This is a genomic window from Sphingomonas sp. Leaf198 (genome assembly GCF_001424005.1).
In the GTDB taxonomy this organism is placed as follows: domain Bacteria; phylum Pseudomonadota; class Alphaproteobacteria; order Sphingomonadales; family Sphingomonadaceae; genus Sphingomonas.
In genome coordinates this window covers 881461-894991 of record NZ_LMPX01000001.1, presented here as the reverse complement: position 1 = coordinate 894991, position 13531 = coordinate 881461, and the positions used below count along the sequence as shown (strand labels likewise).

12 protein-coding genes are annotated in these 13531 nt (G+C 67.2%); 8 read left to right on the top strand and 4 right to left on the bottom strand.

Annotation, left to right across the window (positions count from 1 at the left end; translation table 11 throughout):
- Nucleotides 1-90: 90 nt before the first annotated feature.
- Genes ASG20_RS04110 through rsmA form a run of 3 tightly spaced genes read left to right on the top strand, consistent with a single transcriptional unit; the run spans nucleotide 91 to nucleotide 3426 of the window.
- Complete coding sequence (locus tag ASG20_RS04110) at nucleotides 91-1584, top strand: peptidylprolyl isomerase (RefSeq protein ID WP_231420418.1); 1494 nt, start codon at nucleotides 91-93, stop codon at nucleotides 1582-1584.
- Nucleotides 1585-1591: 7 nt separating this feature from the next.
- On the top strand, nucleotides 1592-2599 hold the full coding sequence (pdxA, locus tag ASG20_RS04105) for a 4-hydroxythreonine-4-phosphate dehydrogenase PdxA (protein ID WP_082470721.1): 1008 nt from the start codon (nucleotides 1592-1594) through the stop codon (nucleotides 2597-2599).
- Between the two features lie 11 nt (nucleotides 2600-2610).
- Nucleotides 2611-3426, top strand: coding sequence for a 16S rRNA (adenine(1518)-N(6)/adenine(1519)-N(6))-dimethyltransferase RsmA (gene rsmA, locus ASG20_RS04100; protein ID WP_056048846.1), 816 nt, complete (start codon nucleotides 2611-2613; stop codon nucleotides 3424-3426).
- A gap of 115 nt (nucleotides 3427-3541) precedes the next feature.
- On the opposite strand, the gene ASG20_RS04095 is transcribed toward rsmA, so the two are convergent.
- The 3 genes from ASG20_RS04095 to guaB form a co-directional block, all read right to left on the bottom strand.
- A complete protein-coding gene (locus tag ASG20_RS04095; protein WP_201780667.1) occupies nucleotides 3542-4042 on the bottom strand; it encodes a tetratricopeptide repeat protein in 501 nt (166 codons plus the stop codon).
- A gap of 56 nt (nucleotides 4043-4098) precedes the next feature.
- On the bottom strand, nucleotides 4099-5286 hold the full coding sequence (locus ASG20_RS04090; protein WP_056048840.1) for an RsmB/NOP family class I SAM-dependent RNA methyltransferase: 1188 nt from the start codon (nucleotides 5284-5286) through the stop codon (nucleotides 4099-4101).
- Nucleotides 5287-5878: 592 nt separating this feature from the next.
- Complete coding sequence (guaB, locus tag ASG20_RS04085; protein WP_056048837.1) at nucleotides 5879-7336, bottom strand: IMP dehydrogenase; 1458 nt, start codon at nucleotides 7334-7336, stop codon at nucleotides 5879-5881.
- A 121-nt stretch (nucleotides 7337-7457) separates the two neighbouring features.
- On the opposite strand from guaB, the gene ASG20_RS04080 reads away from it, so the two are divergent.
- Both ASG20_RS04080 and ASG20_RS04075 read left to right on the top strand, forming a co-directional pair.
- Nucleotides 7458-8429, top strand: coding sequence for an SPFH domain-containing protein (locus tag ASG20_RS04080; RefSeq protein WP_056048835.1), 972 nt, complete (start codon nucleotides 7458-7460; stop codon nucleotides 8427-8429).
- The gene (locus tag ASG20_RS04075) at nucleotides 8429-8878 is read left to right on the top strand and encodes an NfeD family protein (RefSeq protein WP_056048831.1); all 450 of its coding nucleotides are present in this window, start codon (nucleotides 8429-8431) and stop codon (nucleotides 8876-8878) included. Before ASG20_RS04080 ends, ASG20_RS04075 begins: the two co-directional genes overlap by 1 nt.
- A 163-nt stretch (nucleotides 8879-9041) precedes the next feature.
- Here the strand turns inward: ASG20_RS04075 and ASG20_RS04070 are convergent, their stop codons facing one another.
- Nucleotides 9042-10652, bottom strand: a complete 1611-nt coding sequence (locus tag ASG20_RS04070) for a phosphoenolpyruvate carboxykinase (protein ID WP_056048828.1) — start codon at nucleotides 10650-10652, stop codon at nucleotides 9042-9044.
- A 175-nt stretch (nucleotides 10653-10827) separates the two neighbouring features.
- Between ASG20_RS04070 and ASG20_RS04065 the strand changes: the two genes are divergently transcribed.
- Genes ASG20_RS04065 through ASG20_RS04055 form a run of 3 tightly spaced genes read left to right on the top strand, consistent with a single transcriptional unit; the run spans nucleotide 10828 to nucleotide 13528 of the window.
- Nucleotides 10828-11535: a response regulator transcription factor gene (locus ASG20_RS04065; RefSeq protein WP_056048825.1), complete on the top strand. Its 708-nt coding sequence runs from the start codon at nucleotides 10828-10830 to the stop codon at nucleotides 11533-11535.
- The gene (locus ASG20_RS04060) at nucleotides 11504-13087 is read left to right on the top strand and encodes a sensor histidine kinase (protein ID WP_056048821.1); all 1584 of its coding nucleotides are present in this window, start codon (nucleotides 11504-11506) and stop codon (nucleotides 13085-13087) included. Before ASG20_RS04065 ends, ASG20_RS04060 begins: the two co-directional genes overlap by 32 nt.
- 9 nt (nucleotides 13088-13096) lie before the next feature.
- Nucleotides 13097-13528: an HPr kinase/phosphorylase gene (locus tag ASG20_RS04055; protein WP_056048818.1), complete on the top strand. Its 432-nt coding sequence runs from the start codon at nucleotides 13097-13099 to the stop codon at nucleotides 13526-13528.
- The last annotated feature ends 3 nt before the right edge of the window (nucleotides 13529-13531 follow it).

The window sequence follows — 13531 nt, the reverse complement described above, 5'->3', positions numbered from 1 at the left end:
CGCATTCAGCTACGATGAGGCAAGCCTTGCCGGATGCGCCGCCATGACGTGGCGACGCGGTCCGCTAGGCCGATGATGGGATATCGACACTTGAAGCATGATGTTCGACTGGCGGCGCGTGGCGGCCGTATGATCGGGACCGTCGTCCTGGCGGCACTCGCCGCGAGCACGATCGCGCAAACCGCGCCGCGCCGGGCAGCACCCAAGCCGGCTGCGGCGCGGGCCGCGGCTGCTAAGCCTGCTGCTGCTCAGCCTGCTCCGTCCCAGCAGGCTCCATCTCAGCCGAATGCGGATCAGGCCAATTCGGGCCAGACGGTCCAGGATCAGAGCGTGCCGGACAATACCGGCCTCGATATCCCGACCAACCTCCAGATCTTCGGCAAGCTCGATCCCAACGTCCGCAAGCCGACCGCGGTCGTCAACGATACGGTGATCACCGGGACCGACGTCGACCAGCGGGTCGCGCTGGTAGCGATGGCGAACGAGGCGAAGCTGTCGCCGGAGGATCGCGATCGGCTCAAGCTGCAGGTGCTCCGCCAGCTGATCGACGAGACGCTCGAGATCCAGGAGGCGAAGACCGCCGACGTCGTCATCACGCCCGCCGAGATGACGCAGAGCTTCGCCGGCGTATCGAAGCGCTTCAACCGCACACCCGATGCGATGCGTGCCTATCTGCGCGAATCCGGATCGTCCGAACGGTCGCTCAAGCGGCAGATCGAGGGCGAGCTCGCCTGGCAGCGCTATCTGCGCAAGCGCGTCGAGCCTTTCGTCAACGTCGGCGACGAGGAGGTGAAGTCGATCATCGATCGCCTCCAGGCCGCCAAGGGCACCGACGAGTTCAATCTCAAGGAAATCTATCTCGCGGCGACGCCGGCGAACAGCCAGCAGGTGTATGCGAACGCCAAGCAGATCCTCCAGGAGATCCAGAAGGGCGCGCAGCCGTTCGAGTATTTCGCGCGGCAGTTCTCGGAAGCGTCGACGCGTGCGGTCGGCGGCGATCTCGGCTGGATCCGTGCGGCGACGCTGCCGGGGCCGCTGTCAGAAGCCGCGACCTCGATGCAGGTCGGCCAGGTCGCAGGACCGATCGAGGTGCCGGGCGGCTATTCGATCCTGTATCTCACCGACAAGCGCCAGGTGCTGACCGCCGACCCGCGCGATGCCAAGCTCAGCCTGAAGCAGCTCACGTTGCGGTTCCCGCCGAACACGACGCAGGCGCAGGCGAGCACGCGCGCGCAGGCCTTTGCCAAGGCGACGCAGGACCTGCGTGGCTGCGGCACCGTCGAGAAGGTCGCGGCCGGGATCGGCGCCGACGTGGTGGACAACGATACGGTGCGGATCCGCGACCTGCCGCCGCAGTTGCAGGAGATCATGCTGAAGCTCCAGGTCGGCCAGTCGACGCCGCCGTTCGGCTCCGCGGAACAGGGCGTGCGCGCGTTGGTATTGTGCGGCCGCGACGAAGCCGCCGGTGGATCGGTGCCGAATTCGGAGCAGATCCAGGGTCAGCTCGAACAGCAGCGCGTCAACCTGCGCGCGCAGCAGAAGCTGCGCGATCTGCGGCGCGATGCGATCGTCGACTATCGTTGAGCGCGGCATGACCGCCACGACGCCAATCGCGATCTCAATGGGCGATCCTGCCGGGATCGGGCCGGAGATCATCGCCAAGGCGTGGGACGCACGGGCGAAACATGATCTACCGCCGTTCGTCGCAGTGGGCGATGCGCGCGCGATCGAGCGGGTGTGGGCGGGGCCGATCGCGCGCGTCGCCGATCTGGCCGCGGCGGTCGCGGCATTTCCCTCCGCCCTGCCGGTGTTGTCGGTCGGCGATGGCGGCGCGATCGTCCCGGGACAGCCCGATGCGGACGGTGCGCGCTCCGCGTTGCATGCGCTGGAACTGGCGGTCGGACTGGTCCGGAACGGCGCGGCGCGCGCGCTGGTGACGGGGCCGGTGTCGAAGGCGCAGCTCTACACGATCGGCTTCACGCACCCGGGACAGACCGAATTCGTCGCCGAGCGCTCCGGTGTCGCCGCCGATAACGCGGTGATGATGCTGGCCGGGCCTTCCCTTAAGGTGGTGCCGATCACCACGCATATCCCGCTGAACGCGGTCTCGGGGGCGCTGTCGATCGAGTTGATCGTTGCGAAGTCGCGCGTGACCGCCCGCGGTCTGCTCAGGAATTTCGGAATCGCGCATCCGCGTCTCGCGTTTGCCGGGCTCAATCCGCATGCCGGCGAACAGGGCGCGCTTGGGCGGGAAGAGATCGAGATCATCGCGCCGGCGATCGCGATCCTGCGCGAGGAAGGCATCGATGCGACCGGGCCGTTCGCGGCGGACACGCTGTTCCACCCGCGCGCGCGCGCGACCTACGACGTCGTCATGTGCTGTTATCACGACCAGGCGCTGGTGCCGTTGAAGACGATCCATTTCGACGAGGGCGTGAACATGACGCTGGGCCTGCCGATCGTGCGGACCTCGCCCGATCACGGCACCGCGTTCGCGATCGCGGGCAAGAACCATGCCGAGCCGGGTGCGATGATCGCGGCGATCGCGATGGCGGGTGAAGCGGCGGACCGACGCGCCCAGACCGCTGCCCAGTCGTGAGCGAGGCTGCATTGACGGAGCTTCCCCCGCTGCGCGAGGTGATCGCGCGTTATGGGCTGAACGCGAACAAGGCGCTTGGGCAGAACTTCCTGTTCGATGGGCAGTTGCTCAAGCGGATCGCGGCGGTGCCGGGGGATTTGCAGGATGCCGAGGTGCTCGAAGTTGGCCCGGGTCCTGGTGGCCTCACGCGCGCGTTGCTCGCGGCGGGTGCGCGGGTGACGGCGATCGAGCGCGATCGACGGTGCATCCCTGCGTTGGCGGAACTTGGCGAGGCGTATCCGGGGCGGCTGCGGGTTATCGAGGGTGACGCGATGGAAGTCGACGCGCCTGCGCTGTTCGAGGGCAAGCCGCATATCGTGTCGAACCTGCCATATAACATTGGCACGGCGTTGCTGGTGGGGTGGCTGTCGACGTCGTGGTTGCCGTGGTGGCAGTCGTGCACGCTGATGTTCCAGAAGGAAGTCGCCGAGCGGATCGTGGCGAAGACCAACGACGATCATTATGGGCGGCTCGCGGTGCTGGCGCAGTGGCGCTCGACTGCGCGGATCGCGATGCCGGTTCACCGGTCGGCGTTTACACCGCCGCCGAAGGTGATGTCTGCGGTGGTGCATCTGACTCCGGTCGAGGCGCCGGAGGGGGTGAACTTCGCGGTGCTGGAGCGGCTGACGGGCGCGGCGTTTGGGCAGCGGCGGAAGATGTTGCGGCAGAGTTTGAAGGGCGTGCCGGGGGCGCTCAATGCGCTGGAGCGGATCGGGGTAGAGGCTACGCGCCGGGCGGAGACGCTTTCGGTGGCGGATTTCACGGCATTGGCGAAGGCTGTCGGCTGACATCGTCTGCCAAGACAATTTCGTCATCCTGACGAAAGTCAGGATCCAGAGTTACTGAGTACGACGATCGTCGCTCTGGATCCTGGATCAAGTCCAGGATGACGAAAATGGATGATCAGTCCTTGGCCGCTACTGGGGTCTTCTCGACCTGCGCCGTTGCAATCGGTGGGCCCTTGGCGATTACCGCCGCGAGTTGCGTCGCTTCGGGGCAGACACCCTTGCAGAGCGTGCGGATTTTCACGAGGTTGTCCTTCGCGCGGACCACGGCGCCCTTCGCGACCAACGCCTCGCCCTGCCCCTTCAACGCCGCGACGTCGTTCGGCTCCAGCAGGAGCGCCTCGCGGTAGAGGCGGATCGCCTTGCCTGGCAGGTCGCGGGTTTCGGCGACGCGCGCGAGCAGGAGGAAAGCGCCCCGGTTGCGCGGATCGACCGCGACCGACGTTTCGAGCACATCCGTCGCGCCGTCGAGATTACCGGCCGCGACCAGCGAACGGCCCTGCGCCAACAACTGCATCGAGCGCGCGTCGATTTGGGCGTCGGGACGTTGCCCGCTGAGCGAAGTCGACACGCATACGACGGTCAGCGCGGCGGCAAGGGCAACGGACGAAAAACGCATCATCGTCTCCAGGCGGGATACAGGTTTGGCCGTGAGTTGAGCCATAGGTCGGCTGGCTAGCACGCAGCCCGGAGGCGCGCGACAAAAAAGCCGTCGGTGCCGTCGCGGCCGGGTTCGAGGCGGACGCCGTGGCCGTGCTTCGCGCCGGCGGGGAGCGACAGGGGCTCTGTCGTCCAGCCGGGGTGCGCATTCAGGAACCAGGTGACCTGGTCGGTGCCCTCGGCGTCGAGCAGCGAGCAGACGATGTAGACGAGCGCGCCGCCGGGCTTGACCAGCGTGGCGGCGACGGAGAGCACCTGCTGCTGCGTCGATTGCAGCCGTGAGACACGGTCGGGGGTGAGCCGCCAGCGCGCCTCCGGGTTGCGCCGCCACGTGCCGGTGCCCGAACAGGGGGCGTCGACCAGCACGCCGTCCGCGCGACCGGCCCATTCGCTGAGCGCCTCGATCTCGCGCGTCGGGTTGAGCAACCGGCTCTCGACGATCGTTGCGCCGGCGCGGGTCGCGCGCGGGGCAAGGCGCGCGAGGCGGTTGCGGTCGGTGTCGCAGGCGAGGATGACGCCTTCGTTCTTCATCGTCGCCGCGAGCGCGAGCGTCTTGCCGCCGGCGCCGGCGCAGAGGTCGACGATGCGTTCGCCGGGTTTGGCCTGCATCGCGAGGCCGACGAGCTGACTGCCTTCGTCCTGCACCTCGAGCGCGCCTTCGTTGAAGAGCGGGAGTGCTTCGACGTTGGTGCCGGTCGGGAGGCGGATGCCGTCGGGGGCATGCGCGGTGGCTTCGGCGTCGGGAAGTGCCGCGAGGACGGTCGCGCGGTCGGCGATCAGCGTGTTGACGCGGAGATCGAGCGTGGCGCGGCCGGCTAGGTCTGTAAGGGCGGCGCCGTCGAGACCTGAAGCGCGGAGGGCCTTGCTCAGCCACTGTGGTGCGACGCCGGCGCGAGCGCGCGGTTCGTCCTTGGCGATCGGCGCGGGTGCGTGGGTGGAGCCGTCGAAGGTTGCGGCGACTTCCGGATCGGCGTCGGCGACGAGTAGCATCGCGGTGCGACCGTTTTCGGGGCGGTCACCGGCCTTGCGGATCGCGGCGTAGACGAGGTCGCGGACCGCGCGGCGGTCCTTCGAGCCGGCGTAGCGGCGGGTGGCGAAATAGCGGGCGATCAGCGTGTCGGCGGCGGCGCCGGACTCGCGGGCGGCGGCGATGATCTGGTCGAGGAGCTCGATCGCGGCCTGGGTGCGTGCTGGGGGAGTCACTTCTGGGCTCCCGACTTCGCGTGGGTTCGGGGGGAGGCTTGGTACGGAGTGTTCGTCATCATCCCCTCCCCTAGCCCCTCCCGCGCGCGGGAGGGGAATAATTTCGGGACCCCGCCTCCAGCACAGTCGCGAGCGGGGGCTCGGCTCTTCCCTTTGTCATCCCGGCGAACGCCGGGACCCATGGACGCGGTGGGCCCGGCGATAGCGTGCAACCACCACCCGGCCCGCAACCATGGGTCCCGGCGTTCGCCGGGATGACGGATGAGGGCGGCGGGACGAAGGAGGGGGACCGGCAGTCTGTGAGTTAGCCTGCGGTTTGTCGCGGATCGCTACGGCACATATCGTCCGTCATCCCCGCGCAGGCGGGGATCCATATCCTCGAACGGTTGCGATCTTTCCGCGACGTCAGCCAGTATGGGTTCCCGCCTTTGCGGGAATGACGGGGAGCGTGAGAGCGAGCCGCGACCCGCTCCCCTCCCTGGAAGGGAGGGGTTGGGGGTGGGTTGGTCCGCTTTAGCCACCGACCGAGGAGCTTGCGGAAACCGACCCACCCCCGGCCCCTCCCTTTCAGGGCGGGGGGAAGTTCCCGCCTTTACCGCGTCGGGTAGTTCGGCGCTTCCCGCGTAATCGTCACGTCGTGGACATGGCTCTCCATCAAGCCCGCGCCGGTGATCTGCACGAACTCCGCCCGCGCCTGGAGATCCGGGATCGTCGCCGAGCCGGTATACCCCATCGCCGCCTTGATACCGCCGACCAGCTGATGAACGACGTCCCTCGCCGGCCCCTTGTACGCGACCTGACCCTCGATGCCCTCCGGAACCAGCTTAAGCTGGTCCTTGATGTCGCCCTGGAAATAGCGATCCGCGGACCCGCGGCCCATCGCGCCGACCGAGCCCATGCCGCGGTACGACTTGTACGCACGGCCCTGGTACAGGAACGTTTCGCCCGGTGCCTCGTCGGTGCCAGCGAGCAGCGAGCCGATCATTACGGTCGACGCGCCCGCCGCGAGCGCCTTAGCCATGTCGCCCGAGGTGCGAATGCCGCCGTCGGCGATCACCGGCACGCCAGCCTTGTGGCCCGCCTCCGCACAATCCATAACGGCCGTAAGCTGCGGCACGCCGACGCCAGCGACGACGCGCGTGGTGCAGATCGAGCCTGGACCGATACCGACCTTGATCCCGTCCGCGCCCGCACCGATTAGCGCCCGCGTAGCTTCGCCGGTCGCGACGTTGCCCGCCACCACCTGGACCGAGTTGGACAGCTTCTTCACGCGCTCGACCGCGCGGCCGACGTCGCGGTTATGGCCGTGGGCGGTGTCGATCACGATCAAGTCGCAGCCGGCGTCGACCAGCTGTTCGGTCCGGTCGAAGCCCTTGTCACCGACCGTCGTCGCCGCGGCCACACGCAGGCGGCCAGCCTCGTCCTTGGTCGCATCGGGGAACATCACCGCCTTCTCGATGTCCTTGACGGTGATCAGCCCGACGCAACGATACTGCGCGTCGACCACCAGCAGCTTCTCGATGCGGCGGGCGTGAAGCAGGCGGCGTGCCTCTTCCTTGCCGACTTCGGTCGAGACCGTCGCGAGGTTCTCGTGCGTCATCAGTTCGCTGACGGGCTGCTTCGGATCGCCCGCGAAACGCACGTCGCGGTTGGTGAGGATACCGACGAGCTTGCCGTCCGCCTCGACGACCGGGATGCCGCTGATGCGGTGGCCCGACATGAGCGCCTGCGCCTCGCCGAGCGTGGCGGTCGGCTTGATCGTGATTGGGTTGACCACCATGCCCGACTCGAACCGCTTGACCTGGCGGACCGCGATGACCTGCTCCTCGACGGTCAAATTGCGGTGGAGCACGCCGATCCCGCCGAGCTGCGCCATCACGATCGCCATGTCGGCTTCGGTGACGGTGTCCATCGCGGACGAGAGGATCGGGATGTTGAGCGCGATGCCGCGCGTCAGCTGAGTCCGAGTATCGGCCTGGCTTGGCAGCACGTCCGATTCCCCCGGATACAGGAGGACGTCGTCGAAAGTGAGGCCGAGGCGGATATCCATGAGAGCTGCCGTTCCTGGGTGTGAGGTGGCGCGCCATGTAACCAAAGGCGCGGCGTACGGCTAGGCCTGTCCTTCTTTGGCGTGCTATAGCGAAGCGATACACAGATGGGGGGATTGTTCGATGGGCCTGATCGTTGCCGCGCTGCTGCTGGCACTCGTGCTGCTGTACCTCTTCACCAGCATCAAGATCGTCCATCAGGGCTATCAATACACGATCGAGCATTTCGGCCGCTTCACGACGGTCGCGCGGCCGGGCTTCAATTTCTACCCCGCGTTCTTCTACCGTGTCGGGCGGAAGGTGAACATGATGGAGCAGGTGATCGACATCCCCGGCCAGGAGATCATCACCAAGGACAATGCGATGATCTCGACCGACGGGGTCGTGTTCTTCCAGGTGCTCGACTCGGCGAAGGCGGCGTACGAGGTGTCGGACCTGTACCAGGCGCTGTTGCAGCTCACGACGACCAACCTGCGCACGGTGATGGGCTCGATGGATCTCGACGAGACGCTGTCGAAGCGCGACGAGATCAATGCGCGGCTGCTCAACGTGGTGGATCACGCGACGACGCCGTGGGGCGTGAAGATCACGCGGGTCGAGATCAAGGACATCCGCCCACCGGCCGATATCGTCAACGCGATGGGGCGGCAGATGAAGGCCGAGCGCGAGAAGCGGGCTAACATCCTCGACGCCGAGGGGTCGCGGGCGTCCGAGATCCTCCGCGCCGAGGGGCAGAAGCAGGCGCGGATCCTCGAATCCGAGGGGCGCAAGGAATCGGCGTTCCGCGATGCCGAGGCTCGCGAGCGGGCTGCTGTTGCTGAAGCTTCGGCGACGCGCGCGGTGTCTCAGGCGATCGAGGAGGGTGGCGCTCAGGCGATCAACTACTTCATCGCGCAGAAATACGTCGAAGCGATCGGCAAGTTCGCGACCTCGCCTAATGCGAAGACGATCTTGTTTCCGGTCGAGGCTACGCAATTGATGGGGACGCTTGGCGGGATCGGCGAGCTGGCCAAGGATGCTTTGCGGGATGCCGTTGCGTCGCCGCCGGCCAAGCCTGAGCCGCGGAAGGGTCCGTTCGAGCTGCCGAAAAGCTGATGGACGCGATCGGGGCGGCCGGCGCTTGGTTGATCGCGGCGCTGGTTCTGGGGATCGCCGAACTGGCGGTGCCGGGGGTGTTCCTGGTGTTCCTCGCCATCGCCGCGGCGGTGACCGGGGTGGCGGTGTTCGTGTTGCCGGACTTGCCGGTGCCTGCGCAACTCGCGGCGTTTGCGGTGTGGAGCGCGGTCACCGTGCTGATCGGCAAGCGCTGGTACCGGGATTATCCGGTCGAGGGCGGCGATCCGATGTTGAATGATCGGTCTGCTCGGCTGGTGGGGCAGGTTGTGGTGGTGGAGGCCGCGATCGTCGGCGGGCGTGGTCGGGTGCTGGTGGGCGACGGGAGCTGGCCAGCTAGGGGTGAAGATGCCGCGGTTGGAATGCGCGTTCGCATCACTGCGGTTGTGGATGGCGAAATCGTGGTGGAGCCCCTCGACTCTTCATCCTGACGAAAGTCAGGACCCAGAGCCATGAGACGCGACGCCTGGTACTCTGGGTCCTGACTTTCGTCAGGATGACGGGTGGGGACAGGGCACGCCGTATCACGTGCCCTCACCTTCCCACTCGACTTCGTCGTGCGGGCCCCTTCCTCTCCCCGGAGGGAGAGGAGGTTTAGGCTACCTCTCGAACCTTCGGGGCCGCCTGCCTCACACCTTCGTCGACATGCTCGGCGAACTGCGCGAAGTTCTCGACGAACAGGTCGACGAGCTTGGCCGCCGTGGCGTCGTACGCGTCCTTGTCCTCCCAGGTCGTCCGCGGATCGAGGATTGCGGTGTCGACACCCGGTACGCTCACCGGCACCTGGAAGCCGAAGTTCGGGTCCGTGCGGAACTCGGCATCGTTCAGGCTCCCATCCAGCGCTGCGTTGAGCAGCGCCCGCGTCGCCTTGATCGGCATGCGGTTGCCGATGCCGTATTTGCCGCCGGTCCAGCCGGTATTGACCAGCCAGCAATCGACGCCGCCCTTCGCGATTCGGCTCTTCAGCAGGTTGCCGTAGACCGACGGATGCCGCGGCATGAACGGGGCGCCGAAGCAGGTCGAGAAGGTCGCATCGGGCTCGGTCACGCCGATCTCGGTCCCGGCGACGCGCGCGGTGTAGCCCGAGAGGAAGTGGTACATCGCCTGGTCGGGCGTGAGCTTGGCGATCGGCGGCAGCACGCCGTACGCGTCCGCGGTCAGCATCACGATGTTGCGCGGCACCGGCCCCATGTTCTCGGCTGACGCATTCGGGATGAAGTCGATGGGATACGCGCCGCGGCTGTTCTCGGCGAGCGTGTGGTCGTCGAGGTCGAGCAGCCGCGTCGCCGGGTCCATCACGACGTTCTCCAGCACCGTGCCGAAGCGCTTGGTGGTCGCGAAGATCTCCGGCTCGGCATCGGCGGAGAGGCGGATCATCTTGGCGTAGCACCCGCCCTCGAAATTGAAGACGGCTGTGTCCGACCAGCCATGCTCGTCGTCGCCGATCAGCGTGCGGCTCGCATCGGCCGACAGCGTCGTCTTGCCGGTGCCCGACAGGCCGAAGAACACCGCAGTATCGCCGTTCGCGCCCATGTTCGCCGAGCAGTGCATCGGCATCACGCCGGTCGGCGGGAGCAGGTAATTGAGCAGCCCGAACACCGATTTCTTCATCTCGCCGGCGTATTTCGTGCCGCCGATCAGGATCAGCTTGTCGGTGAAGTTGACCGCGATCACCGTCTCGCTGCGGCAGCCATGACGCGCGGGATCGGCGCGGAAGCTCGGCAGGTCGACGATCGTGTAGTCCGCGACGAAGTCCTTCAGCGCCGCCTGCTCGGGCCGAACCAGCATCGTCCGGATGAAGAGGTTATGCCACGCCAGCTCGGTGACGACGCGGACGTTGACGCGGTGATCCGCCTGCGATCCGCCGTACAGGTCCTGCACGAACAACTCGTCCCTGGCGGCGAGCGCGGCGAAGAAATCCTCCTTCAGCGCCGCGAAATGCGCAGGCTCCATCGCCTTGTTGCTCTTGCCCCACCAGACCGTGGCGTCGGTCTCGGCATCGCGAACGATGAACTTGTCCTGCGCCGAGCGACCGGTATGCGGCGCGGTCTCGACGACCAGTGGACCGTCGGCGGACAGCGTCCCCTCGCGGCGTTTGAGCGCGGCTTCGACAAGCTGCGCGGTGACCAGGTTCCAGTGCAGGGTGGCGCGGGTTTCTATCCCCTGCGCGGCCAGGCCGCCGGCCGGAATACGTTCGTTGGACAAGACATCTCTCCAGATGGTTTCGCATACGTATGTATGTCGTTGCGGCGGGATGTAGGTCGCGCCTCCCCCCCGGTCAAATGGGCTACCCTGACGCGGTCCCGATACGGCCCCAGTTGAGTGCGGTCGCGGATTGGCCTACGCCGATACGCCAACGACCGAGGCAAGCGACCCTAGAATGACGGCAACGATCGCGCTGGTCGACGACGACCGCAACATCCTGACCTCCGTGTCGATCGCGCTGCAGACCGAAGGCTTCGTCACGCGCGTCTATTCGGACGGCGAGACCGCGCTCAAGGCGCTGACCGACAACCCGCCCGATCTTGCGGTATTCGACATCAAGATGCCGCGGATGGACGGCCTCGAACTGCTCCGCCGGTTCCGCGAGAAGAGCCAGGTCCCGGTGATCTTCCTCACCAGCAAGGACGACGAGCTAGACGAAGCGCTGGGGCTCGCGATGGGCGCCGACGACTACATCGCCAAGCCGTTCTCGCAGCGGCTGCTGATCGCCCGTATCCGCGCGATCCTGCGCCGGACCGAGCTGGCTCAGTCGCCGGGTACCGAGACCGAGGCGGAAGCCGCCGGACCGCTCGCGCGCGGACGGCTGAGCATGGATCCGGCGCGGCATCGCACGCTGTGGGGCGGCGAACCGGTGACGCTGACGGTCACCGAGTTCATGATCCTCGAAACGCTGGCGCAGCGTCCGGGCATCGTCAAGACGCGCAACCAGCTGATGGACGCGGCGTATCAGGACGACATCTATGTCGACGATCGCACCATCGACAGCCACATCAAGCGGCTCCGCCGCAAATTCCGCCAGGTGGATCCCGCCTTCGATGCTATCGAGACATTATATGGTGCCGGGTATCGATTTTCTGAGGAATGAGCTCGGCGTCGACGGGCGCGATCTCACGCTGCGCTGGTCGGGACAGATATCGCTCACGCGGCGGATCCTGGCGGTCAATATCTTCGCGCTGCTGCTGCTGGCGGGCGGGTTCTTCTACCTCGATTCCTACCGCAGCCGGATCGTCGACAGCCGCGTCGCGCAGACCGCGCGTGAGGCGCGGCTGATCGGCGAGGCGATCTCGTCGGTCGATCCGACGCAGCGCAATCCGCTGGTGCTGAGGCTGGCCGCGGACACCGGATCGCGCATCCGCCTGTTCGACGCTGGTGGCACGACGATCGTCGACAGCCGGGTGCTCGGGCTGCGGAATTTCGTGCTGCAGGACCCCGACAAGGAAGACCGCGACCAGGTCATCGCGCGGTTCCTCGACGCCGCGATCGACGTCGTCGTGATGGCACCGCGACCGCCGCTCTACCGCGAACGGAACGACGGCCAACGATGGCCCGACGTCGCCGCCGCCGAGTCACGCCGCAAGGTTGCGACCACCGTCTGGCGCGCGCCCGACCGCACCCCGGTCATCACCGCGGCCGCGCCGCTTCGCACAGGCGGGGTCGTGATGACCACGGTCAACGCGCGCGACATCACGAAGACGGTGCGGATCGAGCGGTTCCGGCTCAGCATGGTGCTGCTGGTCGTATCGATCGTCTCGATCCTGCTGTCGCTGTTCCTGGCGCGGACGATCGTTCGCCCACTCCGCCGCCTTGCGCGCGCGGCGGTACGCGTCAGGCTCGGGCGTGCGCGCGAGGTTGTCGTGCCCCGCCTCCCCTCGCGCCGCGACGAACTCGGCATGCTCGCGCGTGCTCTCTCCGACATGAGTCTTGCGCTCAGGGCGCGGATCGACGCGACCGAGGCGTTCGCCGCCGACGTCACGCACGAGATGAAGAACCCGCTCGCCTCGCTGCGGTCCGCGGTCGAGGGACTGTCGCGCGTGAAGGACCCGGCGCTCCAGGCGCAGCTGCTCGCAATCGTCCGCGACGACGTCCACCGACTCGACCGATTGCTCTCCGACATATCCGAAGCGTCGCGGCTCGATGCGCAGCTCAGTCGCGCCAAGTTCGAGCCGGTCGATATCGCGGCGATGATCGACGGCTTGGTTGCTCAACGCGACGCGCGCGGCATCGAGCGCGGCATGCGCCTGGTGTTCGACCGCAATCCCGACGACCCGACCATCGTGCTGGGCGAAGGCGCACGGCTCGAACGCGTGTTCGAGAACCTGATCGACAACGCGCTCTCGTTCTCGCCCGACGAGGGTCTGGTCGCGATCTCGGCGATCCCCGAGCGCGACGACCTCGTGATCCGCGTCGAGGACGAAGGCCCCGGCGTTCCCGAGGAGGCGCGCGACGCCGTATTCAAACGCTTCCACTCGGTCCGGCCCGACAGCGAGACGTTCGGCCAGCATTCCGGGCTGGGCCTGGCGATCGCGCGGACGATCGTCGACGCGCATCAGGGATCGATCGGCGTCGAATCGCGCGAAGACCGGCTTTGCGGTGCGCGGTTCGTCGTACGGCTACCGCTGGCCGATCCGTCGTTGTAAGGACCAGACGTGGCGATCCCCTCCTCCGACCGGCTCCACGCCACCTCGGTCGCGATCGACGGCGTAGCGGTGCTGATCGAGGGCGCGTCGGGATCGGGCAAGTCCGACCTTGCGTTGCGCCTGATCGACCGCGGCGCGACGCTCGTTAGCGACGACCAGACGCTGGTAGTGCGCGCGGGCAAACTACTGCTCGCGCGGGCGCCGGCGACGATCGCCGGGCAGATCGAAGTCCGCGGCATCGGGATCGTCGCCATGCCGCATGTCGACGACGTGCCGGTAGGCCTGCTCGTCCGAGTCGACGGCGCCGTCGAGCGGATGCCCGAACGCCGCGCCCGGAAGATCGCCGGGATCGACGTCCGCCAGTTCGCGGTCGACCCGTTCCACGCCTCCGCCCCGATCAAGGTCGAACTCGCCCTACGCAACCCGGAGCCTCTGACATGACCG

Excerpts from the sequence above, each read along its gene's own strand:
- pdxA (WP_082470721.1), top strand. The coding sequence starts at position 1,592 with ATGACCGCCACGACGCCAATCGCGATCTCAATGGGCGATCCTGCCGGG.
- ASG20_RS04095 (WP_201780667.1), bottom strand. The coding sequence starts at position 4,042 with ATGCGTTTTTCGTCCGTTGCCCTTGCCGCCGCGCTGACCGTCGTATGC.
- guaB (WP_056048837.1), bottom strand. The coding sequence starts at position 7,336 with ATGGATATCCGCCTCGGCCTCACTTTCGACGACGTCCTCCTGTATCCG.
- ASG20_RS04080 (WP_056048835.1), top strand. The coding sequence starts at position 7,458 with ATGGGCCTGATCGTTGCCGCGCTGCTGCTGGCACTCGTGCTGCTGTAC.
- ASG20_RS04075 (WP_056048831.1), top strand. The coding sequence starts at position 8,429 with ATGGACGCGATCGGGGCGGCCGGCGCTTGGTTGATCGCGGCGCTGGTT.
- ASG20_RS04065 (WP_056048825.1), top strand. The coding sequence starts at position 10,828 with ATGACGGCAACGATCGCGCTGGTCGACGACGACCGCAACATCCTGACC.
- ASG20_RS04060 (WP_056048821.1), top strand. The coding sequence starts at position 11,504 with ATGGTGCCGGGTATCGATTTTCTGAGGAATGAGCTCGGCGTCGACGGG.